The organism is Pseudomonas sp. EggHat1 (assembly GCF_014892995.1).
Lineage (GTDB): Bacteria > Pseudomonadota > Gammaproteobacteria > Pseudomonadales > Pseudomonadaceae > Aquipseudomonas > Aquipseudomonas chaetocerotis.
The window spans coordinates 106928-133742 of sequence record NZ_JACKQK010000010.1 but is presented as its reverse complement, the minus strand read 5'-3'; the positions used below and the strand labels follow the sequence as shown (position 1 = coordinate 133742).

General features: G+C 63.5%; 25 protein-coding genes and 1 pseudogene. 11 read left to right on the top strand and 15 right to left on the bottom strand.

All coding sequences use genetic code 11. From position 1 onward, the window contains the following. Positions 1-340: 340 nt before the first annotated feature. The 5 genes from INS93_RS16785 to INS93_RS16765 form a co-directional block, all read right to left on the bottom strand. Positions 341-1306 (bottom strand): CDP-6-deoxy-delta-3,4-glucoseen reductase, encoded by a 966-nt coding sequence (locus INS93_RS16785; RefSeq protein WP_192984032.1) that lies wholly within the window; start codon positions 1304-1306, stop codon positions 341-343. Then, a complete protein-coding gene (gene ubiD / locus INS93_RS16780) occupies positions 1306-2772 on the bottom strand; it encodes a 4-hydroxy-3-polyprenylbenzoate decarboxylase (protein WP_192984030.1) in 1467 nt (488 codons plus the stop codon). Before ubiD ends, INS93_RS16785 begins: the two co-directional genes overlap by 1 nt. A gap of 335 nt (positions 2773-3107) precedes the next feature. Further along, on the bottom strand, positions 3108-4367 hold the full coding sequence (rho, locus tag INS93_RS16775) for a transcription termination factor Rho (protein ID WP_003458629.1): 1260 nt from the start codon (positions 4365-4367) through the stop codon (positions 3108-3110). 294 nt (positions 4368-4661) lie between these two features. Further along, entirely contained in the window at positions 4662-4988 is a 327-nt protein-coding gene (gene trxA / locus INS93_RS16770) for a thioredoxin TrxA (protein WP_003458627.1), read from the bottom strand. A 109-nt stretch (positions 4989-5097) separates the two neighbouring features. Then, on the bottom strand, positions 5098-5802 hold the full coding sequence (locus tag INS93_RS16765) for a FadR/GntR family transcriptional regulator (RefSeq protein ID WP_192984027.1): 705 nt from the start codon (positions 5800-5802) through the stop codon (positions 5098-5100). 287 nt (positions 5803-6089) lie between these two features. On the opposite strand from INS93_RS16765, the gene INS93_RS16760 reads away from it, so the two are divergent. From INS93_RS16760 to ppx, 6 genes and pseudogenes are all read left to right on the top strand, one after another. Then, complete coding sequence (locus INS93_RS16760; protein ID WP_192984024.1) at positions 6090-6875, top strand: transporter substrate-binding domain-containing protein; 786 nt, start codon at positions 6090-6092, stop codon at positions 6873-6875. A 17-nt stretch (positions 6876-6892) separates the two neighbouring features. After that, on the top strand, positions 6893-7558 hold the full coding sequence (locus INS93_RS16755) for an amino acid ABC transporter permease (protein WP_192984021.1): 666 nt from the start codon (positions 6893-6895) through the stop codon (positions 7556-7558). Beyond that, a complete protein-coding gene (locus INS93_RS16750; protein WP_178094578.1) occupies positions 7555-8205 on the top strand; it encodes an amino acid ABC transporter permease in 651 nt (216 codons plus the stop codon). The genes INS93_RS16755 and INS93_RS16750 overlap by 4 nt, the downstream gene beginning before the upstream one ends. Then, positions 8192-8910, top strand: a pseudogene (locus INS93_RS16745) (amino acid ABC transporter ATP-binding protein). Before INS93_RS16750 ends, INS93_RS16745 begins: the two are co-directional and overlap by 14 nt. Further along, on the top strand, positions 8907-9428 hold the full coding sequence (locus INS93_RS16740; RefSeq protein WP_192984018.1) for an ureidoglycolate lyase: 522 nt from the start codon (positions 8907-8909) through the stop codon (positions 9426-9428). Before INS93_RS16745 ends, INS93_RS16740 begins: the two are co-directional and overlap by 4 nt. Before the next feature lie 86 nt (positions 9429-9514). Continuing rightward, positions 9515-11017: an exopolyphosphatase gene (gene ppx / locus INS93_RS16735; RefSeq protein ID WP_192984015.1), complete on the top strand. Its 1503-nt coding sequence runs from the start codon at positions 9515-9517 to the stop codon at positions 11015-11017. 262 nt (positions 11018-11279) lie between these two features. Here ppx and ppk1 read toward each other — a convergent pair whose 3' ends face one another. Together ppk1 and hemB are read right to left on the bottom strand one after the other, a co-directional pair. Beyond that, complete coding sequence (ppk1, locus tag INS93_RS16730) at positions 11280-13463, bottom strand: polyphosphate kinase 1 (protein ID WP_192984013.1); 2184 nt, start codon at positions 13461-13463, stop codon at positions 11280-11282. A 19-nt stretch (positions 13464-13482) separates the two neighbouring features. Beyond that, positions 13483-14496 carry a porphobilinogen synthase gene (gene hemB, locus INS93_RS16725; protein ID WP_192984010.1) on the bottom strand — a complete coding sequence of 338 codons (1014 nt, stop codon included), beginning with the start codon at positions 14494-14496 and terminating at the stop codon, positions 13483-13485. Positions 14497-14831: 335 nt separating this feature from the next. Between hemB and INS93_RS16720 the strand changes: the two genes are divergently transcribed. Continuing rightward, positions 14832-15386: a DedA family protein gene (locus INS93_RS16720; RefSeq protein WP_192984008.1), complete on the top strand. Its 555-nt coding sequence runs from the start codon at positions 14832-14834 to the stop codon at positions 15384-15386. Here the strand turns inward: INS93_RS16720 and INS93_RS16715 are convergent. Then, positions 15368-16672 carry a sterol desaturase family protein gene (locus INS93_RS16715; protein ID WP_192984006.1) on the bottom strand — a complete coding sequence of 435 codons (1305 nt, stop codon included), beginning with the start codon at positions 16670-16672 and terminating at the stop codon, positions 15368-15370. The two genes, INS93_RS16720 and INS93_RS16715, sit on opposite strands and share 19 nt — an antisense overlap. Before the next feature lie 164 nt (positions 16673-16836). Here INS93_RS16715 and elbB point away from each other — a divergent pair, with 164 nt between their 5' ends. Together elbB and INS93_RS16705 are read left to right on the top strand one after the other, a co-directional pair. Further along, positions 16837-17496 carry an isoprenoid biosynthesis glyoxalase ElbB gene (gene elbB / locus INS93_RS16710; protein WP_160016827.1) on the top strand — a complete coding sequence of 220 codons (660 nt, stop codon included), beginning with the start codon at positions 16837-16839 and terminating at the stop codon, positions 17494-17496. A 229-nt stretch (positions 17497-17725) separates the two neighbouring features. Then, positions 17726-18193, top strand: a complete 468-nt coding sequence (locus INS93_RS16705; RefSeq protein ID WP_160016828.1) for a thioesterase family protein — start codon at positions 17726-17728, stop codon at positions 18191-18193. Positions 18194-18283: 90 nt separating this feature from the next. Here the strand turns inward: INS93_RS16705 and INS93_RS16700 are convergent, their stop codons facing one another. From INS93_RS16700 to INS93_RS16675, 6 genes are all read right to left on the bottom strand, one after another. Next, complete coding sequence (locus INS93_RS16700; RefSeq protein WP_192984004.1) at positions 18284-18733, bottom strand: YaiI/YqxD family protein; 450 nt, start codon at positions 18731-18733, stop codon at positions 18284-18286. A gap of 52 nt (positions 18734-18785) precedes the next feature. Next, positions 18786-19121 carry an enhanced serine sensitivity protein SseB C-terminal domain-containing protein gene (locus tag INS93_RS16695; protein WP_160016830.1) on the bottom strand — a complete coding sequence of 112 codons (336 nt, stop codon included), beginning with the start codon at positions 19119-19121 and terminating at the stop codon, positions 18786-18788. Between the two features lie 127 nt (positions 19122-19248). Beyond that, complete coding sequence (locus INS93_RS16690) at positions 19249-21138, bottom strand: FTR1 family protein (protein WP_192984002.1); 1890 nt, start codon at positions 21136-21138, stop codon at positions 19249-19251. A gap of 250 nt (positions 21139-21388) precedes the next feature. Beyond that, on the bottom strand, positions 21389-22021 hold the full coding sequence (locus tag INS93_RS16685) for a LysE family transporter (protein WP_192984000.1): 633 nt from the start codon (positions 22019-22021) through the stop codon (positions 21389-21391). A 76-nt stretch (positions 22022-22097) separates the two neighbouring features. Beyond that, positions 22098-22637, bottom strand: coding sequence for a mechanosensitive ion channel family protein (locus INS93_RS16680; protein ID WP_192983998.1), 540 nt, complete (start codon positions 22635-22637; stop codon positions 22098-22100). Next, positions 22637-24550 carry an ATP-binding cassette domain-containing protein gene (locus INS93_RS16675; RefSeq protein ID WP_192983996.1) on the bottom strand — a complete coding sequence of 638 codons (1914 nt, stop codon included), beginning with the start codon at positions 24548-24550 and terminating at the stop codon, positions 22637-22639. Before INS93_RS16675 ends, INS93_RS16680 begins: the two co-directional genes overlap by 1 nt. Positions 24551-24588: 38 nt before the next feature. On the opposite strand from INS93_RS16675, the gene INS93_RS16670 reads away from it, so the two are divergent. Beyond that, positions 24589-25032, top strand: coding sequence for a TIGR02444 family protein (locus INS93_RS16670; RefSeq protein ID WP_192983994.1), 444 nt, complete (start codon positions 24589-24591; stop codon positions 25030-25032). On the opposite strand, the gene INS93_RS16665 is transcribed toward INS93_RS16670, so the two are convergent. Continuing rightward, positions 25029-25997, bottom strand: coding sequence for an AlgP family protein (locus INS93_RS16665; protein ID WP_192983991.1), 969 nt, complete (start codon positions 25995-25997; stop codon positions 25029-25031). The two genes, INS93_RS16670 and INS93_RS16665, sit on opposite strands and share 4 nt — an antisense overlap. A gap of 136 nt (positions 25998-26133) precedes the next feature. Here INS93_RS16665 and INS93_RS16660 point away from each other — a divergent pair, with 136 nt between their 5' ends. Beyond that, positions 26134-26781 (top strand): FKBP-type peptidyl-prolyl cis-trans isomerase, encoded by a 648-nt coding sequence (locus INS93_RS16660; RefSeq protein ID WP_192983988.1) that lies wholly within the window; start codon positions 26134-26136, stop codon positions 26779-26781. Positions 26782-26815 lie beyond the last annotated feature (34 nt).

The following is a 26815-nucleotide window of genomic DNA, read 5'->3' as shown; positions in this document are numbered from 1 at the left end:
AAAAACGGCGGCGGAAAATCGGCGGCGATTAGAACATATGGCCTCCTGCCATCAAATGTCTAAAAACTGAACAACTTCACGTTTGGGGACATTGATCCGGGCGCCCCCGATAAACGGTACCTGACGAAACTTAAAAGTGAGACGTACTGCCTGTTTAAGAGCCGCACCTCACCGCGAACAAGGGCGAGGCGGACTCGGAAACATGCAGCGAGCGCTTTTGCCTCCCGTCTGTGATGGCCCGAAGTGATACCGCCAAGAACGCGAGCAACGAAAGCTTCGCCCCGGGGTGGAGCTCCTACCAAAGGCGGCGCTGGCAGTCTTACCTGATCGCCCTTGACCTCTAGCGCGGCGCGTAGGCGAACACGTCGGCGCGCATCTGGTGCGCGTCCATCCCCGCTTCGACCAGCGCATCGAGCGTGGCGTAGACCATCGCTGGCGAGCCGCTGGCGTAGACGTGCAAGGCCTTGAGATCCGGGAAGTCCTCGCGCACCGCTTCGTGCAGCAGACCGCAACGACCCTGCCAGCCGCACTGGTCGCTGACTACCTGGTGCAGGAACAGATTGTCCAGCTGTTGCCACTGCGCCCAATGTGGCAGTTCGTAGAAATCCTCGGGCCGACGCGCGCCCCAGTACAGGTGCACCGGATGGGTGAAACCCGCCGCGCGGCAATGCTCGATCAGGCTGTGCATCTGGCCCATGCCGGTGCCAGCAGCGATCAGCACCAGCGGGCCATCGGGCAGGTCGGCGAGGTGGGTATCACCGTAGGGCATCTGCACGCGAGCCATGCCGGTGCTGCGCAGATGCTCCAGCAGGGCAATGCTGCTGTCTTCGCGGGCGAGGATGTGCAGCTCCAACTCACGCCCGGCGTGCGGCGCCGAAGCCAGGGAGAACGCCGCCATCTCGCCATCCGGGCGCTGTAGCAGCAGGTACTGCCCGGCGTGATAACGCGGCGCCTTGCCGGCTGGCGTACGCAAGCGCACACGGAACACGTCGCCACCCACTTCCTGGCACTCGATCACCTGGCAGCTCAGTTCGCGCACCGGCAACTCACCCGGCACCAGCACGCCGTCCCAGTGCAGCACGCAGTCTTCCAGCGGTTCGGCCAGGCAGGTGAAGAACTCACCATGATCCAGCTCGGCGTCGTTCTGCCTGACCCGCCCCTCAACCAGCAGCGCGGCGCAGATATGGCAGTTGCCGTTGCGGCAGCTCTGCGGGCAGTCGTAGCCCAGGCGCCGGGCACCATCGAGGATGCGCTCACCCGGCTGCAGCGCGAGAGTGATACCGGAAGGTTGCAGGGTGACGTTCATCAATCGATTCCCAGCTCGCTCCAGAGCGCGTCGACGCGCGCCACTACGGCAGGGTCCTTCTCGATGGCGCGGCCCCATTCGCGGGTGGTCTCACCCGGCCACTTGTGGGTGGCGTCCAGTCCCATCTTCGAGCCCAGGCCGGAGATCGGCGAGGCGAAGTCGAGATAGTCGATCGGTGTGTTGTCGATCATCACCGTGTCTCGCTTGGGGTCCATGCGCGTGGTAATCGCCCAGATCACGTCATTCCAGTCCCGTGCGTTGATATCGTCGTCGGTGACGATAACGAACTTGGTGTACATGAACTGTCGCAGGAACGACCAGACACCGAGCATTACGCGCTTGGCGTGGCCCGGGTACTGCTTCTTCATGGTCACCACCGCCATGCGGTAGGAACAGCCTTCCGGCGGCAGGTAGAAGTCGGTGATCTCGGGGAACTGCTTTTGCAGGATCGGCACGAACACCTCGTTCAGCGCCACGCCGAGGATCGCCGGCTCATCTGGCGGCCGGCCGGTGTAGGTGCTGTGATAGATCGGATCGCGGCGACGGGTGATGCGCTCGACGGTGAACACCGGGAAGGTGTCGACCTCGTTGTAGTAGCCGGTGTGATCGCCATAGGGGCCTTCCGGCGCGGTCTCGCCCGGATGGATAACGCCTTCTAGCACGATCTCGGCACTGGCCGGCACCTGCAGCTCGCTGCCACGCGCCTTGATCAGCTCGGTGCGATGGCCGCGCAAGAGGCCGGCGAAGGCGTATTCGGAGAGGGTATCGGGCACTGGCGTCACGGCGCCGAGAATGGTCGCCGGATCGGCACCAAGCGCGACACAAACCGGGTAAGGCTTGTCCGGGTGCTTCTGGCACCACTCACGGTAATCCAGCGCGCCGCCACGGTGGCTGAGCCAGCGCATGATCACCTTGTTGCGGCCGATCACCTGCTGGCGATAGATACCGAGGTTCTGGCGTTCCTTGTTCGGGCCTTTGGTGATGGTCAGGCCCCAGGTGATCAGCGGCGCCACGTCACCCGGCCAGCAGTGCTGGATCGGCAGTCTGCCCAGGTCGACGTCGTCGCCCTCCTCGATCACTTCATGGCACGGCGCATCCTTGACCACCTTGGGCGCCATGGAAATGACCTTCTTGAAGATCGGCAGCTTGCTCCAGGCATCCTTGAGGCCCTTGGGCGGCTCGGGCTCCTTGAGAAAGGCCAGCAGCTTGCCGATCTCGCGCAGTTCGGACACCTCTTCGGCGCCCATGCCCAGCGCCACGCGCTTGGGTGTGCCGAACAGATTGCCAAGCACCGGCACGTCGAAGCCGGTGGGCTTTTCGAACAGCAGCGCCGGGCCGCCCTTGCGCAGGGTGCGGTCGCAGATTTCGGTCATTTCCAGAACGGGCGATACCGGCGTCTGAATGCGCTTGAGTTCGCCGCGTTTTTCCAGTTCACGGATGAAGTCGCGCAGGTCGCGATACTGCATGCAGGAGCCTCGTGTCGGACAGGCAAGAGTCGGCCGCAAAGTTTAGCGCCGAAGTCGGGCTTTCAGAAGGCTTGAAAGCCTCCAGATACGACAAGGCCGGGTTTCCCCGGCCTTGTGGCAGTGCAATCGGATCGTAGCGAGCGGAGGTCAGGCAAGGCGCAACGACCAACGGGAGTAACAGCCAAAGGCTGGCCCGAAGGGTGAGCGCCAGCGAATCAAACAGGCGAGAGACGGTCGGAGTCGCGGGCGACTGTACGACTGTACGACTGTACGACTGTACATGAGCATCTTGAGTCTGTTTTTAACGCAGCATCACCTTCGCGCAGTAGATCCTCTTACTTGCGCTTCATCGACAGAAAGAACTCATCGTTCGTCTTGGTCGCTTTCAGCTTGTCGATGAGGAACTCGATGGCCGCAATCTCATCCATCGGGTGCAGCAGTTTGCGCAGAATCCACATGCGCGACAGCTCTTCTTCACCGGTCAGCAGTTCTTCGCGGCGGGTGCCCGACTTGTTGATGTTGATCGCCGGGAACACGCGTTTCTCGGAAACACGGCGATCGAGGATCAGCTCCATGTTGCCGGTGCCCTTGAATTCCTCGTAGATCACTTCGTCCATCTTCGAGCCGGTTTCCACCAGCGCAGTAGCGATGATGGTCAGCGAGCCGCCTTCTTCGATGTTACGGGCAGCGCCGAAGAAGCGCTTGGGCTTCTCCAGAGCGTGGGCGTCGACACCACCGGTGAGTACCTTGCCGGAGCTCGGGATCACGGTGTTGTAGGCACGCGCCAGACGGGTGATGGAGTCGAGCAGGATGACCACATCCTTCTTGTGCTCGACCAGGCGCTTGGCCTTCTCGATCACCATTTCGGCAACCTGTACGTGACGGGTCGGCGGCTCGTCGAAGGTCGAGGCAACCACTTCGCCGCGCACGGTGCGCTGCATTTCGGTCACTTCTTCCGGGCGCTCGTCGATCAGCAGAACGATCAGGTGGCACTCGGGGTTGTTGCGGGTGATGTTCGAGGCGATGTTCTGCAGCATGATGGTCTTGCCCGCTTTCGGCGGGGCGACGATCAGGCCACGCTGGCCCTTGCCAATCGGCGCGCAGAGGTCGATCACACGGCCGGTGATGTCCTCGGTGGAGCCGTTACCGGCTTCCATGGTCAGGCGCTTGTTGGGGAACAGCGGCGTCAGGTTTTCGAACAGGATCTTGTTCTTGGCGTTTTCCGGACGGTCGAAATTGATGCTGTCGACCTTGAGCAGGGCGAAGTAACGCTCGCCTTCCTTCGGCGGACGGATCTTGCCGACGATGGTGTCACCGGTACGCAGGTTGAAACGGCGGATCTGGCTGGGCGAGACGTAGATATCGTCCGGGCCGGCCAGGTAGGAGGAGTCAGCGCTACGCAGGAAGCCGAAACCGTCCTGGAGGATCTCCAGCACGCCGTCACCGGAAATTTCCTCGCCGCTTTTGGCATGCTTTTTCAGCAGGGCGAAGATGATGTCCTGCTTGCGCGAACGAGCCATGTTTTCCAGGCCCATCTGTTCGGCCATGTCCAGCAGTTCGGCAATCGGCTTTTGCTTGAGTTCGGTCAGATTCATAGGAATGACGTGATCATCGAGAGGAGAAGAAAGCTGTTAGCTTGAGAGGCCGCGCCGCAGAGAAGGCGACAGGATCGCGAACGAGTTCGTATAGGAATGAATCGGCGACGGCGTGCAGAGAGCTGCATGGAGGATGCAGCGGGGTCGAATTTAACACCGTGAAAAAACAGCGTCTAGCCCCGAAAACGAAAAACCCCGCAAATTGCGGGGCCTCTTGCAGAGCGGTAGGGTGGGCTTCAGCCCACCGCCACGCCAACTGCAACCAGCTTGGTGGGCTAAAGCCCACCCTACTTCTTAAATGTTGCTGTCGAGAAACGCAGCCAGCTGCGACTTGGACAGCGCGCCGACCTTGGTTGCTTCGACGTTGCCGTTCTTGAACAGCATCAGGGTCGGGATACCACGCACGCCGTACTTCGGCGGGGTTTCCTGGTTCTCGTCGATGTTCAGTTTGCAGATCTTCAGCTTGCCCTGGTATTCCTTGGCGATCTCGTCGAGCACCGGTGCAATCATCTTGCACGGGCCGCACCACTCAGCCCAATAGTCGACCAGAACCGGACCTTCAGCCTGGATGACGTCCTGGTCGAAGCTGGCGTCGCTGACGTTGGTGATGAATTCGCTCATGAGGAGTCTCCGTGATTCGGAAGCAAAAAAGTGGCGCCATCATAGCCCGGCTTGAGTGACACCGAAAGGCACTGACGATTGAGCCTTTCAATAGCGCTGCATGTACGCCTCAATCGCCCAGCGTGGTGAAGGCAATGCCGGTGCGCAGCGCGGCGGCGCGGATGTGCTGCTGCATGGCCTTTTGCGCCGGGCCAGCGGCATGCCGCGCCAGGGTCTTGAGGATCTTGCGGTGCTCCTGCCAGGTCTCCATCGCTCGCTCCGGACGGATGAACGGCAGCTTCTGGCTCTCCAGAAAGATATCGGCGCTGGAGGTGACCAGGGCAAACATCGCCTGGTTGCCACTGGCGGCGAGGATGCGCTGGTGGAACTCGAAATCCAGCCGCGTCGCCTGCTCGAAGTCACCCGCGCGCAACTCACGGCGCATCTGCTCGACGTTGTCTTCGAGGATATCCAGCTCCCCGGCGGTCATCACGCCGGCCGCCAGGCCACAGGCAAAGCCCTCCAGCGCGAAGCGCAGCTGGAAGGTATCGGCCGCCGACACCTGCGCGGCGAAAGGCCAGACAAATCCACCGGATGCCTCGCCCCTGCTTGCCTCCTGAACGAACACACCCTTGCCAGCCTGCACGCTGACCAGGCCCAGCGCGCTGAGCGAGGACAGCGCCTCACGCAAGGATGCCCGGCTCACGCCCAGGCGCTCGGCCAGATCGCGCTGCGACGGCAGCGCATCGCCGGGGCGATAGCCCTCTTCCTCGATCAGGCGGCGGATCGCCTGCAGGGCATATTCGGGTACCGCGCGGGGAGCAGAAGCATTCATGACTGTTCGGGCCGGTCAGTCCAGTGAAGTCGCCTTTGTACGGCCAGAACACTGCTCCAGGCAAGCGACGCCCCTTTGTGGAACAGGCCACCAGGCGTACGCACCGAGATAGCCCAGAAATGCTTCTGACCAATTGGTCAGCTACGCCAACTGTTCAGACCAGTAAGACCTTGTTTCCACTCGCCTGTAACGATGAAAGCCCTTATTTCATTGAACTTGGCACAGCCGATGCACTGCACGAGCCAGGCAAAACGCTTCAGTTTTCGTTCATTCATCGGGAGTTCGACATGCGCAAATTTCACCGCACCCTGCTGGGTACCCTGTTCGCTGCCCTGGCCTTCGGCGCCAGCACCGCTCACGCCGATGCACTCGAGGACATCAGCAAGGCCGGCGTGCTGAAGGTCGCCGTGCCGCAGGATTTCCCGCCGTTCGGCTCGGTCGGCCCGGACATGAAACCGCGCGGGCTGGATATCGATACCGCGCAACTGCTGGCCGACAAGCTGGCGGTGAAACTGGAGCTGACCCCGGTCAACAGCACCAACCGTATCCCCTTCCTCACCACCGGCAAGGTCGATCTGGTGATCTCCAGCCTCGGCAAGAACCCAGAGCGTGAAGCGGTGATCGACTTCTCAGCCGCCTATGCACCCTTCTACCTCGGCGTGTTCGGCCCGGAAGACGCCGCCATCGCCAGCCTCGACGACCTGGCCGGCAAGACCATCAGCGTCACCCGGGGCTCCATCGAGGACATCGAGCTGAGCAACGTCGCCCCGAAAGGCGCCACCATCAAGCGCTTCGAGGACAACAACTCGACCATCGCAGCCTACCTCTCCGGCCAGGTGGAGCTGATCGCCAGCGGCAACGTGGTGATGGTGGCCATCTCCGAGCGCAACCCCAAGCGCGTGCCGAGCATGAAGCTCAAGCTCAAGGATTCGCCGGTGTACGTCGGCGTGAACAAGAACCAGAGCGCGCTGCTGGACAAGGTCAACACCATCATCACCGCCGCCAAGGCCGATGGCAGCCTCGATACGCTCAGCCAGAAGTGGCTGAAGCAACCGCTGCCGGCCGGCCTCTGAGCCCGGAGAGCTGAGCCATGGCGTACCAGTTCGACTTCGCCGCCGTCCTGCAGCACAGCGATCTGCTGCTGCAGGGCGCGGTCTTCACCCTCGGCCTGACGGCGATCGGCACCCTGCTGGGGGTCGGTCTCGGCATCGTCGGGGCGATACTGCGCGCCTGGCGCATCCGCCCGTTCGACCGGATTTTCGGCGTCTACGTGGAACTGATCCGCAACACGCCGTTCATCGTCCAGCTGTTCTTCATCTTCTTCGGCCTGCCCTCGCTCGGCGTACGCCTGAGCGAGTGGGAGGCCGCCATTCTGGCGATGGTGATCAACCTCGGAGCCTACTCCACGGAGATCATCCGCGCCGGTATCCAGGCCATCCCGCATGGCCAGCTCGAAGCCGCCGGCGCACTGGCCATGAGCCGCTTCGAGACGTTCCGTCATGTGGTGCTGCGCCCGGCGCTGGGCAAGGTGTGGCCGGCGCTGTCGAGCCAGATCATCATCGTCATGCTGGGCTCGGCAGTGTGCTCGCAGATCTCCACCGAGGAGCTGTCGTTCGCTGCCAACTTCATCCAGTCGCGCAACTTCCGCGCCTTCGAAACCTACCTGCTGACCACCGCGCTGTACCTGCTCATGGCCATCCTGATTCGCCAACTGCTGGCCTGGTTCGGCCGCCGCTTCATCATGGGAGAGCGCTGATGGACTTCACCCTCTGGGACATCCTGCGCAACCTGCTCACCGGCCTGCAATGGACGCTGCTGCTTTCGCTGGTGGCCTTCGTCTGCGGCGGTATCGCCGGCCTGCTGGTACTGCTGGCCCGGCTGTCGCCGCTTTCTGCACCGCGCATCCTTGCCCGTGGTTACATCGAACTGTTCCAGGGCACGCCGCTGCTGATGCAGTTGTTCCTGGTGTTCTTCGGTATCGCCCTGCTCGGCATCGACGTGTCGCCCTGGCTGGCGGCAGCCACCGCACTGACGCTGTTCACCAGCGCTTTTCTCGCCGAGATCTGGCGCGGCTGCGTCGAGTCGATCACCCGCGGCCAATGGGAGGCCGCCGAAAGCCTGGCCATGAGCCGCCTGGAAACACTGCGCCATGTGGTGCTGCCGCAGGCCCTGCGTATCGCCGTGGCACCCACCGTCGGCTTCTCGGTACAGGTGGTCAAGGGCACTGCGGTGACTTCGATCATCGGTTTCACCGAGCTGACCAAGACCGGCAGCATGCTGGCCAACGCCACCTTCGAGCCCTTCATGGTCTACGGCTTCGTCGCCCTCGGTTACTTCCTGCTTTGCTACCCGCTCTCGCTCGCTGCATACCGCCTGGAAAGGAGGCTGAATGTCACTGCTTAACGTCACCGCCCTGCACAAGTATTACGGCGACAACCACGTGCTCAAGGGCATCGACCTCAAGGTCGAAGAAGGCGAAGTGGTCGCAGCGGCTCGGGCAAGAGCACCTTCCTGCGCACGCTCAATGGCCTGGAGTCGATCAACGACGGCGTGATCGAAGTCGATGGCGAGTATATCGACGCTGCCCGCGCCGACCTGCGCAGCCTGCGGCAGAAGGTCGGCATGGTGTTCCAGCAGTTCAACCTGTTCCCGCACCTGACCGTCGGCGAGAACGTCATGCTGGCACCGCAGGTGGTGAAGAAGACCTCGCGCGCTGAAGCCGAGAAGATCGCCCGGCAGATGCTCGAACGCGTCGGCCTGGCGGAGAAGTTCGACGCCTACCCCGAACGCCTCTCCGGCGGCCAGCAGCAACGGGTAGCCATAGCCCGGGCCCTGGCCATGTCGCCCAAGGTGCTGCTGTGTGACGAGATAACCTCGGCGCTCGACCCCGAGTTGGTCAACGAGGTGCTGGCGGTGGTCAAGCAACTGGCCAGCGAGGGCATGACCCTGATCATGGTCACCCACGAGATGCGCTTTGCCCGCGAAGTGGGTAACAAGCTGGTGTTCATGCATCACGGCAAGGTGCACGAGATCGGGGCCCCGAAAGCCCTGTTCGCCGCCCCGCAGACCGAAGAGCTGCGCAACTTCATCGGCTCGGTGAAACTGTGAACGCGCCAGCGCCCCTGGCGCTGCGCATCGAGCCGCTGACCCGCGCAGCCTTCGCGCCTTTCGGTGACGTGATCGAAACAGCCGGCGCCAAAGCCTTCCCGATCAACGCCGGCACCACCACGCGCTACCACGACCTGGCGCAGGTGGAGCTGGCCGGCGAATCACCAAGAACCCTGGTGAATATCTTCGAGGGCAAGGCCTGGCACGCGCCCATCGCCATCCGCATGCTCGAACGCCACCCGCTGGGCAGCCAGGCCTTTTATCCGGTGGATGGCGGGCGCATGCTGATCGTCGTCGCCCCGCCCGGCGAGCTGGACGAGTCGCAGATCCGCGCCTTCGTCAGCGCGCCAGACCAGGGTGTGAACTACGCCCGCGGCACCTGGCATCACCCACTGCTTTGTCTGCAGCACCCCGGCCGATTCATCGTGGTGGACCGCGGCGGCGAGGGTCACAACTGCGACGAGCAGGTGTTGAAACAGCCACTGAGCGTGCTGAACCTGCAGCAATCACAGGTCTAGACCAGTTTCATGCGACATCCGTATGCGTTGGCTCATGCGCTCAGTCGTGGCACGATGGCGCGGAAATCGAACGAGATGCCGTAATCATGCCCAAAGCCCCTGCCGAAAGTTTCCCCCTGATCGCTGCCATCGACCTGGGTTCGAACAGCTTTCATATGGTGCTGGCCAAGGCCGACAATCACGAAATTCGCATCCTCGAGCGCCTCGGCGACAAGGTGCAGCTGGCCGCCGGCCTGGACGACGAGCGTCAGCTGAGCGAGGAAGCGATGCAGCGCGGGCTCGACTGCCTGCGCCGCTTCGCCCAGTTCACCACCACGCTGCCGGAAGGCGCCGTCCGTATCGTCGGCACCAATGCCCTGCGTGAAGCGCGCAACCGCGCCGTATTCATTCGCCGCGCCGAGGAAATTCTCAACCATCAGGTCGAGGTAATTTCCGGCCGCGAGGAAGCACGCCTGATCTACCTGGGCGTTTCCCACAGCATCGCTGACACCCCAGGCAAACGCCTGGTCGCCGACATCGGCGGCGGCAGCACCGAGTTCATCATCGGCCAGCGCTTCGAGCCGCTGCTGCGCGAGAGCCTGCAGATGGGCTGCGTGAGCTTCACCCAGCGTTACTTCAAGGACGGCAAGATCACCCCGGCGCGCTACGCCCAGGCCTACACCGCCGCTCGTCTGGAACTGATGGGTATCGAACAGGGCCTGCGCCGCCTCGGCTGGGAAGATGCCGTCGGTGCATCCGGCACCATCAAGGCCATCGGCCTGACGACCAAGGCTGCGGGTCTGAGCAATGGCGAAATCACGGTCGAGGGTCTGGCCTGGCTCAAGCGCAAACTGTTCAAGCTCGGCGAGGTGGACAAGATCGACCTCGACGGCATCAAGCCGGACCGCCGTGGCATCTTCCCCGCTGGCCTGGCGATTCTCGAAGCGATCTTCGACGCCTGCGAGATTCAGCGCATGAGCCACTCCGAAGGCGCCTTGCGCGAAGGCGTGCTGTATGACCTGCTCGGCCGCCACCAGCACGAGGACGTGCGCGAACGCACGCTGGCGGCTTTCATGGAGCGCTACCACGTCGATGTCGACCAGGCCGTGCGGGTCGAGGCCAAGGCACTGTCGGCGCTGGACAAGGTGTCCGCCGATTGGGGCCTGACCGACGACTGGCATCGCGAACTGCTGAGTTGGGGTGCCAAGGTGCATGAAGTGGGCCTGGATATCGCCCACTACCAGTACCACAAGCACGGCGCCTACTTGATCGAGCACTCCGACCTGGCCGGCTTCTCGCGTCAGGACCAGCAGATGCTCGCCTTGCTGGTACGCGGCCACCGCCGCAACATTCCCAGGGACAAGTTCGCCGACTTCGGCGAGGAAGGCGTGAAGCTGATGCGCCTGTGCGTGCTGCTGCGCTTCGCCATCCTCTTCCACCATATTCGCGGCACGCAGAGCATGCCCGAGGTGCAGTTCAAGGTTGGAGAGAACAGCCTGGAAATCGTCTTCCCCGAAGGCTGGCTGGCCGCCAACCCGCTGACCCTGGCGGACTTCGAAGCTGAAGCTGAATGGCTCAAGCGTATCGATCTGACGTTGAGCGTGCGCTGATACCCCGGTGCGCATGGCGCACCCTACGGGCGCGGCTCGACCTGTAGGGCGGGTGAAACCCGCCAGGACTCAAAAGCCCCCTATCCCCCCCTTCGGGCACCCTCTCCGCGCCCCGGCCTGATCGCCAGCGATCAGGCACTCATCGGCGCAGGAAGTGCGTCGCAGAGCTACGGCACGCGACCCTCGAAGCCCTCTCCCGCCCTTCGGGCACCCTCTCCCGCAAGCGGGAGAGGGTCATCAGATGGCTGCACGCAGCCGTTTTTTATCGCGCGATGATCACCGGCGCGGTCAGCTTCTCCAGCAGCCCGGACTGAGCGCTGCGTGGATTCTGGTTGCCGGTGGGCTGCTGGCGCAGGTAGCGGCCATCGGACTGCAACACCCAAGCCTGGGTGTTATCGGTCAGGTAGCTTTCAAGCTCCTTCTTCACCCGGGTGATGAGCTTCTTGCCCTCGACCGGGAAGCAGGTCTCGACACGCTTGTCGAGGTTGCGTTCCATCCAGTCGGCACTGGACAGGTAGATCTGTTCGTCACCGCCATTGAGGAAGTAGAACACCCGCGTGTGTTCGAGGAAGCGGCCGATGATCGAGCGCACATGGATATTGTGCGACACCCCGGCAATACCCGGTCGCAGGCAGCACATGCCACGCACTACCAGGTCGATCTTCACCCCGGTCTGGCTGGCCTTGTACAGCGCACGGATGATCTTCGGATCGGTCAGCGAGTTGAACTTGGCGATGATCTGCGCCGGCTTGCCCTCAGCCGCGGCCGCAGTTTCCCTGGCGATCAGGTCGAGCAGGGTCTTCTTCAGGGTGAAGGGCGCATGCAGCAGCTTCTTCATGCGCAGGGTCTTGCCCATGCCGATCAACTGGCTGAACAGCTTGGACACGTCCTCACCAAGCGCGACGTCGGCGGTGAGCAGGCTGTAGTCGGTATACAGCTTGGCATTGCCGGCGTGGTAGTTGCCGGTACCAAGGTGGGCATAGCGAACGATTTCGCCATTCTCGCGACGCAGAATCAGCATCATCTTGGCGTGGGTCTTGAAGCCGACCACACCGTAAATCACCACTGCACCGGCAGCCTGCAGGCGGCTGGCGAGGGCCAGGTTGGATTCTTCGTCGAAACGCGCACGCAACTCGATCACTGCGGTGACTTCCTTGCCGTTACGCGCTGCTTCCACCAGGGCGTCGACGATCTCCGAGTTGGCGCCAGAACGATACAGGGTCTGCTTGATCGCCAGCACGTGCGGGTCCTTCGCCGCCTGGCGCAGCAGGTCCACTACCGGGGTGAAGGACTCGAAGGGATGCAGCAGGAGGATGTCCTGCTTGCTCACCACGCTGAAGATGTTCTCGGCGTTCTGCAGCAGCTTGGGGATCACCGGGGTGAACGGCGCGTACTGCAGGTCCGAGTGGTTATCCAGGCCAGTGATGCTGAACAGGCGGGTCAGGTTGACCGGGCCGTTGACCTGGTAAAGCTCGCCCTCGGTCAGGCCGAATTGCTTGAGCAGATAATCGCGCAAGTGTTTCGGGCAGGTGTCGACCACTTCCAGGCGCACCGCATCGCCATAACGACGACTGAACAGCTCGCCACGCAGGGCACGCGCCAGGTCCTCGACGTCCTCGGTGTCCACCGACAGGTCGGCGTTACGGGTCAGGCGGAACTGGTAGCAACCCTTGACCTTCATGCCCTGGAACAGATCATCGGCGTGGGCATGGATCATCGACGACAGGAACACGTAGTTGTCGCCAGGGCCGCCAACGTCTTCCGGCACCTTGATGATGCGCGGCAGCAGGCGCGGCGCCGGGATAATGGCCAGACCGGAATCGCGACCGAAGGCATCGACGCCTTCCAGCTCGACGATGAAGTTCAGGCTCTTGTTCACCAGCAACGGGAAAGGGTGCGTCGGGTCGAGGCCGATGGGGGTGATGATCGGCGCGATCTCGTCGCGGAAATAGCGACGCACCCAGGCCTTGAGCTTGGTGGTCCAGTAGCGGCGGCGGATGAAGTTGATGTTGTGCTTGGCCAGCGCCGGGAACAGGGTGTCGTTGAGGATCGCGTACTGGCGGTCGACCTGCTCGTGCACCAGTTCGCTGATTCGCGCCAGCGCCTGGTGCGGCTGCAGGCCATCGGCGCCGGCCTGTTCGCGGGCGAAGTTGATCTGCTTCTTCAGGCCGGCGACGCGAATCTCGAAGAACTCGTCGAGGTTGCTGGAGAAGATCAGCAGGAACTTCAGGCGCTCGAGCAACGGATAGGACTCGTCCAGCGCCTGCTCCAGCACCCGGATATTGAACTGCAGCTGCGACAGTTCACGGTGGATGTACAGGCTGCTGTCATCCAGGCTGGGAATCGGAGCCGGCGGCGGGGTTTCCACCACGGGCGTCTCGGCGACCACCTCGACCTGAGGCGGGTTGTTGTCGAGCACTTCGCTGTTGAGTCCTTCGCTGTTCATCGCTGGGTTCCTGAGGGCGTCATCGCCCTTGTTTTAGCAGTTCAGCCGCCCGTACGGCGAAATAGGTGAGGATGCCATCGGCACCGGCACGTTTGAAGGCGGTGAGTGATTCCAGTATGACCGCCTCACTGAGCCAGCCGTTCTGGATCGCCGCCATGTGCATGGCGTACTCGCCGCTGACCTGGTAGACGAAGGTCGGCACCTTGTAGGCATCCTTCACCCGCCAGAGGATGTCCAGGTAGGGCATGCCGGGTTTGACCATGACCATGTCGGCACCTTCGGCCAGATCGGCGGCCACTTCATGCAGCGCCTCGTTGCCGTTGGCCGGGTCCATCTGGTAGCCGAGCTTGTTGCCCTTGCCGAGATTGGCGGCCGAGCCCACGGCGTCACGGAACGGGCCGTAATAGGCGCTGGCGTACTTGGCCGAGTAGGCCATGATGCGCACATTGACGTGGTCAGCCAGTTCCAGCGCCTCGCGGATCGCCTGCACGCGGCCGTCCATCATGTCCGACGGTGCCACCACCTGGGCACCGGCCTCGGCATGCGACAGCGCCTGCTTGACCAGGGCATCGACGGTAATGTCGTTCTGCACGTAGCCGGACTCGTCGAGAATGCCGTCCTGACCATGAGTGGTGAAGGGGTCGAGCGCCACATCGCTGATCACGCCCAGTTCGGGGAATTTCGCACGCAGGGCACGAATCGCGCGCTGGGCGATGCCGTCCGGGTTCCAGGCCTCGGCACCGTCGAGCGACTTCTTCTCCAGCGGCGTGACCGGAAACAGCGCCAGCGCCGGAATGCCCAGCTCGACCCAATGCTCGGCTTCCTTGAGCAGCAGGTCGATGGACAGGCGCTCGACGCCCGGCATCGACGGCACGGCTTCGCGACGGTTTTCGCCGTCGAGGACGAACACCGGCAGAATCAGGTCATCGACGCTCAGGCGATTTTCGCGCACCAGACGGCGGGAGAAATCGTCGCGGCGATTACGCCGCAGGCGAGTGGCAGGGAACAGACGATTGGCGGGGGTAACGCTCACGGCAGACTCCAGAGCCCGCACGGGCGGGCCAGTGTGACAGGTTATAGAACCTGTGCACGATTTCGCGAGCTAGAGCTGTGCCAGGCAAAAATCAGGCGAGGAGGCGAAGTGTGCCCCAGCACATGAGCAGTCTGAGCCTGTTTTTAACGCAGCAGAGCCGACGCGCAGCAGATCGTGGATAGGTTCTACGAACATTATGACCAAATGATGACGACCAGATGACCACGTGCGACGGCACGTCGCACAGCCAGTCGCGCATTGTGGCATGACGCGCCACCTTCCGGGTTTGCCATGGTCAGAGTAGTCTTCAGCACCTGCATCGTTGAGCTCACGGCATGCTCCAAGACCTGATCCGCCAGTTTGGCTATCCGGCACTGGTACTCGGTACCTTTCTCGAAGGCGAAGTGTCGCTGCTGCTGGCGGCCTACCTGGCCGTGCGCAACGTGCTGGAGATCGAATGGGTGGCGCTGTGCGCCTTTCTCGGCACCTTCGCCAGCGACCAGCTGTGGTACTACCTCGGCCGCCGTCACGGCCGTGCGCTGCTGGCACGCAAGCCACGCTGGCAACCGCTGGGCGAACGCGCCAGCGCGCTGATCCAGCGCTACCCGGATCTGTGGGTGCTGTGCTTTCGCTTCCTTTACGGTCTGCGCACGGTGATGCCGCTGGCCATCGGCCTGTCCGGCTATCCCTGGCGCCGCTATCTGCTGCTCGATGCCATCGGTGCCGGTGTATGGGCTGGCGGCATCAGCCTGCTGGCCTACAGTCTGGGCAATGCCATGGGTGGGCTACTCGAAGAACTGCGCCACTATCAGGTCATCCTGCTCGCGGCCGTGGTGCTGCTGCTCGCCCTCGCCTGGCTACACCGCTGGCGTCAGCGCCGGCGCGGATGAGCCACGCAGCAGGGCGTACCGGGCGGCGAACTGTTCGCTTCGCTACGAGCGGCCGGCGTTCCAGTCGGCCCTCCGCGCTGCACCAGCCATAATCCGAGCAGGCTGATCAGGCTGTAGCCCGCCAGGCAACTGCAGACAGCTGCGTTCATGACCAGCATGCCCAAACCATCGGCCAGCCACAGCAGGGGCAGATTGGCCGCCAGGCGCAATAACTCGAATCTCGACGCCCAGGCACGATTCTCCAGCCACATGCCAATGCTGCAAAGACCCAGGGCCATCCACAGGCACGCCAGCAGCACAGCGCCGATTGCAAGCGAGTCTCCGTGCGCCAGCAGCCACACGCCGGCCAGCAGGTAGCAGACGAACTGCAGCAACGCGTAGACCTGCGCGCCACGTCCCAAAGGCACCTCGAACTTGCGGAAATTGCGCAGATCCGCCTTGGTCTGCGGATAGCGTGCCGCCACGTCAGCCGGGCGCCAGCCGGTGGGCATGAACCAGATGCGCAGCCGGTCCCACCAGGAACTGGCGCGTTTGGCATCGCGCCACAGCCCGGCATACACCTGCAGGTTGGCCCATAAGGGGTTCCAACTGGCCAGCGGCACGGTCACACCGAAGATTACCGGCTCTTCGTCGAGCTCCTCCTGGAAGGTGCCGAATATTCGATCCCAGAGAATGAACACACCGCCGTAATTGCGATCCATGTAGATAGGGTTCTGTGCATGGTGCACACGGTGGTTGGACGGGGTGATGAACAGCCACTCAAACCAGCCCAGCTTGGGGATATGCCGGGTATGCACCCAGAACTGGTAAAGCAGGTTCAGGGCCGCGACGCTGAAGAACACCAGCGGCGGCACGCCGACCAGCGCCATCGGCAGGTAGAAGATCCAGCCGAAGATGAAACCGGTGCTGGTTTGCCGTAGCGCAGTGGAAAGGTTGTAGTCCTCGCTCTGGTGGTGCACCGCATGGGCGGCCCAGAGCACGTTGCGCTCATGGCCCAGACGGTGGTTCCAGTAGTAGCAGAAGTCGTAGAAGACGAAGGCGAAGAGCCACACCCAGAGGCTGCCTTCGGACAGTTCGAACAGCGCCAGATGCTCCCAGGCGAAGGCGTAGGTCAGCAGGCCGACCACCTTGGTGAGAATCCCGGTGGCCTGCGACAAAACGCCGGCACTGAGGCTGTTCAGGGCATCGGCCAGGCGATAGGTGCGCATACCGCGCCAGCGGTCAGCGAGCAATTCCAGGCCGATCAGCAGGAAGAAGAAGGGCACTGCGTAGAGAACGAACACCATATCGTTGTACTTGTGTCGGGAATGAGCTGTTATTCATCCTATGCGCAGCTTCGCCAGCATTCGCGGCGGCAAATGACAGCCCGAGTGGCATTTGGCGACAACCCCAGAATTGGTAATACCCGCGCCCGCTTCACGGTCGCGTTTTTCCTCACCAGGAGTCGAGCATGAGCAAGAAAGTGGCAGTGATTCTGTCCGGCTGTGGCGTCTACGATGGCGCCGAGATCCATGAAAGCGTGATCACCCTGCTGCGCCTCGACCAGCGTGGCGCCGACGTGCAGTGTTTCGCCCCCAACGTGCCGCAGTTGCACGTGGTCGACCATTACAGCGGCGACGAGATGGACGAGACGCGCAACGTCCTGGTGGAGTCTGCGCGCATCGCCCGCGGCCAGATCAAGGACGTGAAAGAGCTGCATGTGGCCGAGTTCGACGCACTGATCCTGCCCGGTGGCTTCGGCGTAGCGAAGAACCTCTCCGACTTCGCCACCAGTGGCGCCGGCTGCACCGTACAACCGGACGTCCTGGCCGCCTGCAAGGCCTTCGTCGATGCCGGCAAGCCGGTCGGCCTGATGTGCATCGCACCGGCCCTGGCGGCGAAGATCTTCGGCGCCGGCGTGGTATGCACCATCGGCAGCGACCACGACACCGCCGCCGCCCTGACCCAGATGGGCGCCGAGCACCATGAGTGCGAGGTCAGTGAAATCATCGAAGACAGCCAGCGCAAGCTGGTGACCACACCGGCCTACATGCTCGCCCAGTCCATCGCCGAAGCAGCATCGGGCATCAACAAACTGGTCGACCGCGTGCTGGAACTGACGCACCACTGACTGACGCTATGCCGGGACTTTGTAGGGTGGGCAGGAAGGCGTTCCGCTTGAGCTTCAATATCGATCAGTGTGGGCTGAAGCCCACCCTACAAAGTTCAAGGTTCCAGCCTACCGGCTAGCACCCTATTACAGGGCGCATCGGTCATTGGTCAGGGCAGTCCGGCCGCGCCGCTGGTCAAGCCGTTCCGGCTGCGGCAGCGTGGCGGCAGGATTTCCCGGAGCCCCTGCCATGTCCCAGCCCTTCGTCCTCAGCCCCGACCTGCAACAGGCGGTGGCCAGCTTCTTCCAGCGTATTCCCTTCAATCAGGTGCTCGGCATCGAGCTCGATGAACTGAGCCCCGAGCGGGTGACCATGCACCTGCCGATGAAGCCCGAACTGATCGGCAACTTCGTCCACGGCATTCTGCACGGCGGGGTTATTTCTTCGCTGCTAGACGTTTGCGGCGGCGCCATGGCGCTGATCGGCGCCTTCGCCAACCACCAGCACCTGCCGCCGGCCGAACGCATGAGCAAGCTGTCCAAGCTCGGCACCATCGACCTGCGCATCGATTACCTGCGCCCGGGCCGGGGGCAGCGCTTCAGCGCCACGGCCACACCGCTGCGCGCCGGCAACAAGGTGGCAGTGATCCGCATGGAATTGCACAACGACGAGGGCGTGCTGGTGGCGGTGGGCACTGGTACCTATCTGTGTGGCTGACCGAGCCCGCCATTCCCGGATTTCATCCGGGCTACAACGCTGAAAATGGGTTTGCCATACGTCCCGTAGCCCGGATGCAATCCGGGGCAGCTATCGACTCAGCCGCGTGAGAATTCGATCCAACGCATTGGCGAACGCCTGCCGGTCCTTTTCCGAGTACGGCGCCTGACCACCGCCCACCTGGCCCTGCTCGCGCAGGTCGGTGAACAGATTGCGCACCGCCAGGCGCTCGCCCATGTTGCGCTCGTCGAACTCGCGACCACGCGGGTCGAGCGCGGCTACACCCTTCTTCACCAGGCGGTCGGCCAGCGGCACGTCGCTGCAGATCACCAGCTCGCCGGGCACTGCATGCTCCACCAGATGATCATCAGCTGCGTCCGGCCCGCTGGGCACCACGATCAGTTTCACGCAGGCGAAATTCGGCCGGGCAACGGCCTGGCCGGCGACCAGCACCACTTCTAAACCTCGTTTGAGGGCGAACTTGACCACCTGATCCCGCGCCGCCCGAGGGCAGGCGTCGGCATCGATCCATATGCGCATGCAGCAACTTCCGCAGAGAAACCAGCGCCCAGTATGCCAGCAGGCGCGCGGTTCAGGCCTGGTAGAACGGCTCGCAGCGCTCACGCACGGCGCGCGACAGGTTGTCCTCGGCCAACTCGATCAGATCCAGCTCCACCTCGTCCGGCAGCAGCTCGGCGACCAGTGCCGCCAGGCGACGCTGACCACTCATGTCGGCGCCGGAAATGGCCAACAGCAGCCGCGGCTGCGGGCCGATTGCTGGATCGCGCAAGGCAGCGAGAAAGGCCTCACGTACAGCAAGTTGGGCACAGGCCGCTGAAAGTGCCTGCTCCAGGGCGGGGTGACGCAGTACAGCCAGCGCCAGATCGGGGCTGTCGGCGTAATGAGTGGAATGGATCGAAGAGGACATGCGCGCACTCGGCAAAGGGATTGGAAGCAGCCTAGGTGCACTGAGACTCGCTGTCGTAGCGGCGGTTCACGCTATGACGCAACGAGGGCGGGCAAAGCTCGCCCTCGTGTATGCCTGATTCGGTTACCTAGGCCTGCTCGGCCATGCGCCGACGTTCCCCCAGCAGGCTACGCCCATACAGCAACGCGATGCCGGCCAGTGCCAGCCCCTGAGCCGACAGGCTCCAGGCATCGGCATGAATGCCCAGCCAGTCGAACTCGAAGAAGGCCACCGGACGCGTACCGAGCACGCCAGCCTCCTGCAGCGCAGCCACGCCATGGCCGGCGAAGACCACGGACAGCACGCACAGCAGCACCGCATTGACGCCGAAGAAGGTCGCCAACGGCAGTTTGCGCGAGCCACGCAGAATCACCCAGGCCAGGCCGATCAACAGCACCAGAGCCGCGGCGGCGCCAGCCAGCACCGCGCCATGCCCAGCAGGCCCCGCCTGCAGCCAGAGGGTTTCGTAGAACAGGATGACTTCGAACAGTTCGCGATACACCGAGAAGAACGCCAGCATGGCGAAGCCAAAACGACCACCGCCACCGACCAGGCTGCTCTTGATGTAGTCCTGCCAGGCGGCGGCGTGGCGACGGTCATGCATCCACACACCGACCCACAGCAGCACCACACTGGCGAACAGCGCCGTGGCGCCTTCGAGCAGCTCTCGCTGAGCACCGCTGATGTCGATCAGGTAGGCCGCCACCGCCCAGGTCACGACACCGGCGAGCAGTGCCAGGCCCCAGCCGACGTGCACACTGCGCACCGCCTGCTGCTGTCCGGTATTGCGCAGGAAGGCGAGAATCGCTGCCAGCACCAGAATCGCCTCAAGCCCCTCGCGCAGCAGAATCAACAGGCTGGCGAAAAAGCTCAGGCTATCGTCCATCGCGCCATCGGCCAGCAGCGCAGCAGACTTGTCCAGCTCGACCTTGGCCTGCTCCAGTGCCTGGGCAGCCTGCGCAACACTCGCGCCATCCTGCAGCGCCTGCCGATAGGCCATCAGAGCGCGCTCGGTGGTCTTGCGCTGCAGGGCATCGAGGTTGTCGAGGGCACTTTCGACCAGTTCGAAGCCTTCCAGATAAGCGCCTACGGATAGGTCATAAGCCTGCTCACGATCACCCTCACGATAAGCCTGCAGGCTGCGCTCCAGGGTCGAGCGGGTGTAGCCGATCAGCTGCTGCGGGCCGCGCTGTTCCAGCACCGGATGCGCGCGCTGAGCGCGGAATGCGGCGACATCGCCGCCTGCGGCCAAGATTTCAGCAGGCGTGCGGCCGGCCAGCTCGCTCATGGCGAAGCGTGTCTGGCCCTGCGTCTGCGCTGCAGTGAAACCGGCGATATAGACCGCCAGGTCCCAGCGTTGACGATCGTCGAGCTGATCGGCGAAGGCCGGCATATCGGTACCTTCGATGCCCAGGCCGAGGGTGTTGTAGAGATCAAAGAGGCTCAGCCGGTCCAGACGTGCGGCATCACGCAGATTCGCTGGCGCTGGCTCCAGGCCGATGCCGGCAGGCCCGTCACCCAGGCCGATATCGCCATGGCACACCGAGCAGTGCTGAGCGTAGAGCGGCGCACCACGTTCCGGGTCCGGTGTCAGCACCGGGCTCTGCGCCACCTGATAAAGCTCGGCCAGGCGTGAGCCCAGCTTGCGCGCGGCGCCAGCAACCTCCTCGCCCGGCTGGCGCTGGGCAATCGCCTGACGCAGGTTGGCAGCGCCCTGCTCCAGCTCGGCGCGGCCGGCCTGAGCGGGCAAGGCGACGATCAGGCCCTGCAGCACATCGAGAAATTCCAGTTGTTCCTGGTATTCGCCAGCATCGACGACCTGGCCGCCCGCGACGGTGGCCGGGTAATCAGCGCCGATGTAACCGATCAGGTGCAGTGCCTGTACGGCACCATCGAAAGGCTCGCCAACGGCGAGAAAGCTGAGACAGGCCAGCAAGGGCAGCATCAGCCAGGAAAGGGGGAAACGAAAGCGGATCATCAATGCATCCCAAACGAGAATGGGTGACATTAAATTGTTGCCGGCCTAACGATCGAGCACAAGAAAAATATGAAATATTCAGTAACAAACTGCCGAATGGAAACTGAAAGACCGCCCTGCCCGCGCAGACGGGCATCCAGAACCTGCGAATCACCTGGGCTCCCGCTTCCGCGGGAGTGACGATGAATGATTTTTTCAGAACATCCCTGGCAAACGCTATCGGCCAGCGTTGAACGATAGCGAACGAGACTCAGACTGCCGCGCGCTTGACGGTCGCCAGCAAGCCGGCAGCAGCGGCGAACAGCGCGGCAAAACTGCGATTCATCACCCGCTGCTGGCGGGGAGTGCGCAGCAGGCGCAGGACGCGCGAGGCGAGACCGGTGTAGCCGGCCATGACGATCAGATCCACGATGATCATGGTCACGCCCATCACCAGATACTGTGCCACCAGCGGCGCATGCGGATCGATGAACTGCGGCAGCACCGCGAGCATGAAGACAATAGCCTTGGGGTTGCTGAAGTTGACCAGAAAGCCGCGCAACACCAGAGCCAGAGGCCGGCCGATAGGGCGCTCGGCTGCACCGGCATCGAGGTCGCTGGGCAGTGCGACCCACTGCTTGTAAGCGAGGAACACCAGATAGGCCACGCCGAACCACTTGATCACGCTGAAGGCCAGGGCCGAGGTAGCAAGAATGGCGCCCACGCCCGCAGCGACGATGGCGATCTGCAACGCCAGACCGAGCTGCAAGCCGAGCGCGTTCCAGTAACCGCGCAAGAAGCCGTACTGCATACCGGCAGACATCGACGCCACAGCACCGGCACCCGGCGACAGGCTGATCACCCAGCAGGCGACGAAGAAAGCGAGCCAGGTTTCCAATGCCATGATGCGTACCTCGAGAAGCTGAATTCAGGGGAAGAGCAGCACAGCCTACTCCTGCTCCAGTGACTCGACCAGCCGGTCAGCGCCAGCGGCGCACCGACTTCTGGAAGAACAGGCTGTTGGGCACCTGCAACACGGCGCCGACAGCCTCCTCACTGACATCCTGCAGGGTGGTGTAGAACAGGTTGATGGAGATCACCTTCCCTTTCACGCCCGGCTTGTCGGCGCTTTCGATGACCTCGACGGTATCCCCCAGGCGAAACGGCCCCATGGTGAAGATCAGCAGCGCGCAGAACATGTTCGACAGCACGCTCCAGATGGCGAAGAACGCCACCGCGGCGACAGCGGTGAAACCGGTCAGCGCCGTCCACAACACCGTCGCCGAAACCCCCAGGCGCTCGAGCACCATGAGCAGCGCGCTGCCCATGATCAGCCAGCGCACCAGGCCCCGCAGCGGCTGCAGCACTTCGGCCGGCAACAGGCTGTAGCGCGCCCCAAGGCGACTGATGGCGCGGGTAAGAATGCGCTGAGCGAGCCAGGCCAGCAGGATGATCAGCAACACCTGGCCGGTACGAATCAGCGGGTCGCGCCAGGCCGCCAACAGTTCAAGCTGTTCCATTACTCGGCTTCCTCCAGTTGCTGCTGCAACGCCTCCAGGGTTTCCAGCGCCAACAGCCAGGCCTCCTCGAGCTCGGCCTCGCGGGCCTTGAGCTGTGCCTGTTCTGCAAGACACTCGCGCAGTTCGTCCTTGCGCGCGGACTCGTACAGACCGCTGTCACTCAACCGGGTTTCCACGGCGGCGAGTTTTTCCTGCACCTTGCCCAGCTCCTGTTCGAGCTTTTCCGCCTGTTTCTTGTGCGGGGCCAGTTGCTGGCGCAACGCCGCAGCAGCCTGGCGCTGGGCGCGCTTGTCGGTCTTGTCCGCCGCCCCTTCGACCTGCGCACTCGGTGGTGCCTGACGCTGACGGTAATCGACCAGCCAGCGCGCATAGTCATCGAGGTCGCCGTCGAACGGCACTACGCGCCCTTCAGCAACCAGCAGGAACTCGTCGGTGGTGCTTTTGAGCAGATGGCGATCGTGCGATACCACCACCACGGCGCCCGCGAATTCCTGCAGGGCCATGGTCAGCGCCAGGCGCATTTCCAGATCCAGGTGGTTGGTCGGTTCGTCGAGCAGCAGCAGATTGGGCTTGCCCCAGGCGATCAGCGCCAGGGCCAGACGCGCCTTCTCCCCACCGGAGAAATTCACCACCGGCTCGTCGCAACGCGGGCCACGGAAGTCGAAGCCGCCGAGAAAATCGCGCAAGGTCTGCTCGCGCTCGCTGGGCGCCAGACGCTGCAGGTGCAGCAGCGGGCTGGCCTTGTCGTCCAGCGCATCGAGCTGGTGCTGGGCGAAATAGCCGATCACCAGGTTCTCACCACGGCTCAGGCTGCCGCTCAGCGGCTGCAGTTCGGCCGACAGGTTCTTGATCAGCGTCGACTTGCCCGCGCCGTTGGGGCCGAGCAGGCCGATGCGCGCGCCCGGCACCAGGCTCAGCTTGACCTGCTGCAACACGGTCTTGTCACCGTAACCGAGGCGGCCTTCACTGAGGCTGAGCAGTGGCGTGGAGATCTTGTCGGCTTCGCGGAAGACGAAGTCGAAGGGCGAGTCGACATGCGCCGCGCTCAGCTCCTCCATGCGCTCCAGGGCCTTGATCCGGCTCTGTGCCTGACGCGCCTTGGTGGCCTGGGCCTTGAAGCGAGCGATGTATTTTTCCATGTGGGCGCGTTGCGCCTGCTGCTTCTCGTAGGCCTGTTGCTGCTGGGCCAGACGCTCGGCACGGGTACGCTCGAAGGCCGTATAGCCACCACGGTACAGCGTCAGCTTGCGCTGCTCGACATGGGCGACGTGATCGACCACGGCATCGAGAAAATCGCGGTCGTGGGAGATCAGCAACAGGGTGCCGGGGTAGCTTTGCAGCCAACCTTCCAGCCAGAGAATCGCATCCAGATCCAGGTGGTTGGTCGGTTCATCCAGCAGCAACAGGTCGGACGGGCACATCAGCGCCTGGGCCAGGTTCAGGCGCATGCGCCAGCCACCGGAGAAGTCGCCGACGCGGCGATCCATCTGCACGTTCTCGAAACCCAGACCGGCCAGCAGCTTGCGCGCGCGGGCATCGGCGGTATAGCCATCGGCGCTGTCCAGCTCGCTGTGCAGGCGGGCGATGGCGGCGCCGTCGTGCGCCTGTTCGGCGGCAGCCAGTTCGGCCTGCACGCGGCGCAGGTTGTGATCGCCGTCGAGCACGTAATCCACCGCCAGACGATCGAGGGTGTCGACCTCCTGGCGCATATGGGCGATGCGCCAATCACCGGGCAGCAGGCAATCGCCGGCATCAGGTGTCAGCTCTCCGCGCAGCAGGGCGAACAGGCTGGATTTACCGGCGCCATTGGCACCGATCAGTCCGGCCTTGTGGCCGGCGTGCAGGGTCAGCTCGGCGCCTTCGAGAAGACGCTGCGGGCCACGCTGTAGAGTGAGGTTCTGGAGTCGGATCATAATGGCGGCGGAGTCTACCAAATCGCCCCGGAGGCCGCGTGCAGGATCTGTGGAATTTCGCCCTCGAACTCTACGCCAGAGCAGGCGTGGAACAGGCCTGCCTGGAGTTGCAGGAAGCGGGTAACGACGTTTGCCTGCTGCTGACCGGCGCCTGGTTGCAGAGGCGTGGCGTGCGCTGCCTGGATGAACGCCTGCAAGCGCTGCAGGCATTAGCCGGCCCGTGGCAACGCGAGGTAGTCACGCCCTTGCGTCAGGTACGCCAAGACTGGCGCGCGAACGCAGGCCAGGATGCGGAACTCGCAGCCTTACGTGAGCAGGTCAAGAAACTGGAACTGCAGGCCGAACGGATATTGCTCGATCGTTTGCAGGCGCTGGCCGAGAACTGGCCAGACGAGGCAGGCGACAACGATTGGCTGGTGCGCCTGGCTGAAGGGAACAGCGCCGCGCTGCAGGTGCTGCGCGGCGCCGTTGATCCCCCTTAGGACGCGCTCGGAGTACCCGGGGCGGTGGCTCCATTGGTCGTCGCAGGAGCAGCAGGGGCTGCCGGAGCAACCGCGGCGGCGGCTGGCTTGGCCGCCGCTGGCTTGGCCGGAGCCTTCTTCGCCGGCGCCTTCGCAGCGACTGGCTTCTTCACTACAGCCGGCTTGCTGGCTGGTTTGCTCGCGGGTTTTGCAGGCACAGCCTTGGCAGCCGGCTTAACAGCGGGCTTGGAGGCAGGTTTACTGGCCGCTGCGGGCTTGGCCGGTGCTTTTGCCGCAGCAGGCTTGGCTGCCGGTTTGGCGGCTGGCTTGGCGGCAGCGGGCTTGGCGGCAGCTTTCGGCGCAGCGGGTTTTGCCGCAACAGCCTTGCTGGCAGCTGCAGCTGGCTTGGCCGCAGGCTTGCTGGTTGCCACAGGCTTCGCTGCTGGCTTGGCGACGGGTTTGCTCGCCGGTTTGGTGGCAGCTGGCTTGGCCGGGGCTTGCTTCACTGGTGCCTTCGCAGCAGCCGGCTTCTTCGCCGCGACCGGCTTGCTGGTCGGCTTGACGGCTGGAGCAGCAGCTTTCGCTTCACGCACATCCAGCGCCTTGCCGGCCGCTTCCTTAACTTTGCCAACACCCTGCGCCAGCTTCAGGCTTTCCTGAGCATCACGCTTGAGCTGGGCGATGTAGGTGCGGGTTTCGCTCTGACGGGCCTTGAGCGCATCGAGCAACTCCTCCAGCTCGGCGACTGCATCCTTGGCCTTGCCTTGCGCCTTGGCCTTGCCGGCAACAGCGGCGTCCTGCAGTTTACTGCGAGCCTTGTGCAGTTTTTCCTGAGCCTTGCCGCGCTGTTTCTCCAGCTTGGCAAGCAGCTTCTCGGCGTCGATCAGCGCTTGCGAGCAGGCATTTTCCAGGTGCTCGAGCAGGCTGGTAGACAGTTGGTGCAGCAGGTGCAGCGGGGTAGTGATGGACTTCTTCTTGGCCGACATGGCGCGCCTCCTGGCGGATGTGAACGCGACCATACTAGACGCAGCCGCGAGGGCTCGCCATAGGCCTTTTAGCCATGACAGCAAAGGCACTACTCGCCTGGCATAATCGGCAGCATCTTGATCGGGAGACATCGTCATGAGCCGCGCCGTACTAGCCGCCCTCGCTATCTGTTGCAGCCTGGGCGTGCAGGCTGACCAGCACGAGCAGGATCTGGCCTACAGCCTCGGCGTGCGCCTTGGCGAGCGCCTGCATGAAGAGGTGCCAGACCTGCCGCTGAGCGAGCTGCTCGAAGGCTTGCGCCAGGCCTACGAGGGCAAGCCCCTGCGACTCGACGCCAGCCGGATCGAGCAGCTGCTCGATGAGCACGAAACGCGTATCGAAGCCTCACCGCAGCGCCATAGCAGGGCCATCGAGGCGCAGCAGCGTTTTCTCGCCGAACAAAGCCGCCGCCCTGACGTGCGGGCAATGACCAACGGCGTGCTGGTGACCGAGCTCAGCCCCGGCAACGGTCCCACACCCACCGCTCGCAGCCGAGTACAGGTGAGCTACCGAGGCGAACTGGCGGACGGCAGCGTCTTCGACGAGAGCAGCACACCGCAGTGGTTTCGCCTGGACAGCCTGATCGGCGGCTGGCGCAGCGCGTTGCTGCAAATGCCGAAAGGCGCTCACTGGCGCCTGGTGATTCCGTCGGATCAGGCTTACGGGGAGGAAGGCGCGGGTGACCTGATACCACCCTATGCGCCACTGGTGTTCGATCTACGCTTGCTCGACGTGGCCGACTGAGCGTCGGCCTGCCGGCCTGATACCGATCCGACAA

Bases quoted from the DNA above. Each gene is read 5' to 3' on its own strand.
- INS93_RS16760 (WP_192984024.1), top strand. From the start codon at position 6,090: ATGCGCAAATTTCACCGCACCCTGCTGGGTACCCTGTTCGCTGCCCTG.
- ppx (WP_192984015.1), top strand. From the start codon at position 9,515: ATGCCCAAAGCCCCTGCCGAAAGTTTCCCCCTGATCGCTGCCATCGAC.
- INS93_RS16680 (WP_192983998.1), bottom strand. From the start codon at position 22,637: ATGGAACAGCTTGAACTGTTGGCGGCCTGGCGCGACCCGCTGATTCGT.
- rho (WP_003458629.1), bottom strand. From the start codon at position 4,367: ATGAATCTGACCGAACTCAAGCAAAAGCCGATTGCCGAACTGCTGGAC.
- INS93_RS16690 (WP_192984002.1), bottom strand. From the start codon at position 21,138: ATGATCCGCTTTCGTTTCCCCCTTTCCTGGCTGATGCTGCCCTTGCTG.
- ubiD (WP_192984030.1), bottom strand. From the start codon at position 2,772: ATGCAGTATCGCGACCTGCGCGACTTCATCCGTGAACTGGAAAAACGC.
- INS93_RS16715 (WP_192984006.1), bottom strand. From the start codon at position 16,672: ATGGTGTTCGTTCTCTACGCAGTGCCCTTCTTCTTCCTGCTGATCGGC.
- INS93_RS16665 (WP_192983991.1), bottom strand. From the start codon at position 25,997: ATGTCGGCCAAGAAGAAGTCCATCACTACCCCGCTGCACCTGCTGCAC.
- elbB (WP_160016827.1), top strand. From the start codon at position 16,837: ATGAGCAAGAAAGTGGCAGTGATTCTGTCCGGCTGTGGCGTCTACGAT.
- INS93_RS16755 (WP_192984021.1), top strand. From the start codon at position 6,893: ATGGCGTACCAGTTCGACTTCGCCGCCGTCCTGCAGCACAGCGATCTG.
- trxA (WP_003458627.1), bottom strand. From the start codon at position 4,988: ATGAGCGAATTCATCACCAACGTCAGCGACGCCAGCTTCGACCAGGAC.
- INS93_RS16720 (WP_192984008.1), top strand. From the start codon at position 14,832: ATGCTCCAAGACCTGATCCGCCAGTTTGGCTATCCGGCACTGGTACTC.
- INS93_RS16705 (WP_160016828.1), top strand. From the start codon at position 17,726: ATGTCCCAGCCCTTCGTCCTCAGCCCCGACCTGCAACAGGCGGTGGCC.
- INS93_RS16700 (WP_192984004.1), bottom strand. From the start codon at position 18,733: ATGCGCATATGGATCGATGCCGACGCCTGCCCTCGGGCGGCGCGGGAT.
- INS93_RS16675 (WP_192983996.1), bottom strand. From the start codon at position 24,550: ATGATCCGACTCCAGAACCTCACTCTACAGCGTGGCCCGCAGCGTCTT.
- INS93_RS16660 (WP_192983988.1), top strand. From the start codon at position 26,134: ATGAGCCGCGCCGTACTAGCCGCCCTCGCTATCTGTTGCAGCCTGGGC.
- ppk1 (WP_192984013.1), bottom strand. From the start codon at position 13,463: ATGAACAGCGAAGGACTCAACAGCGAAGTGCTCGACAACAACCCGCCT.
- INS93_RS16695 (WP_160016830.1), bottom strand. From the start codon at position 19,121: ATGTCCTCTTCGATCCATTCCACTCATTACGCCGACAGCCCCGATCTG.
- INS93_RS16765 (WP_192984027.1), bottom strand. From the start codon at position 5,802: ATGAATGCTTCTGCTCCCCGCGCGGTACCCGAATATGCCCTGCAGGCG.
- INS93_RS16785 (WP_192984032.1), bottom strand. From the start codon at position 1,306: ATGAACGTCACCCTGCAACCTTCCGGTATCACTCTCGCGCTGCAGCCG.
- INS93_RS16685 (WP_192984000.1), bottom strand. From the start codon at position 22,021: ATGGCATTGGAAACCTGGCTCGCTTTCTTCGTCGCCTGCTGGGTGATC.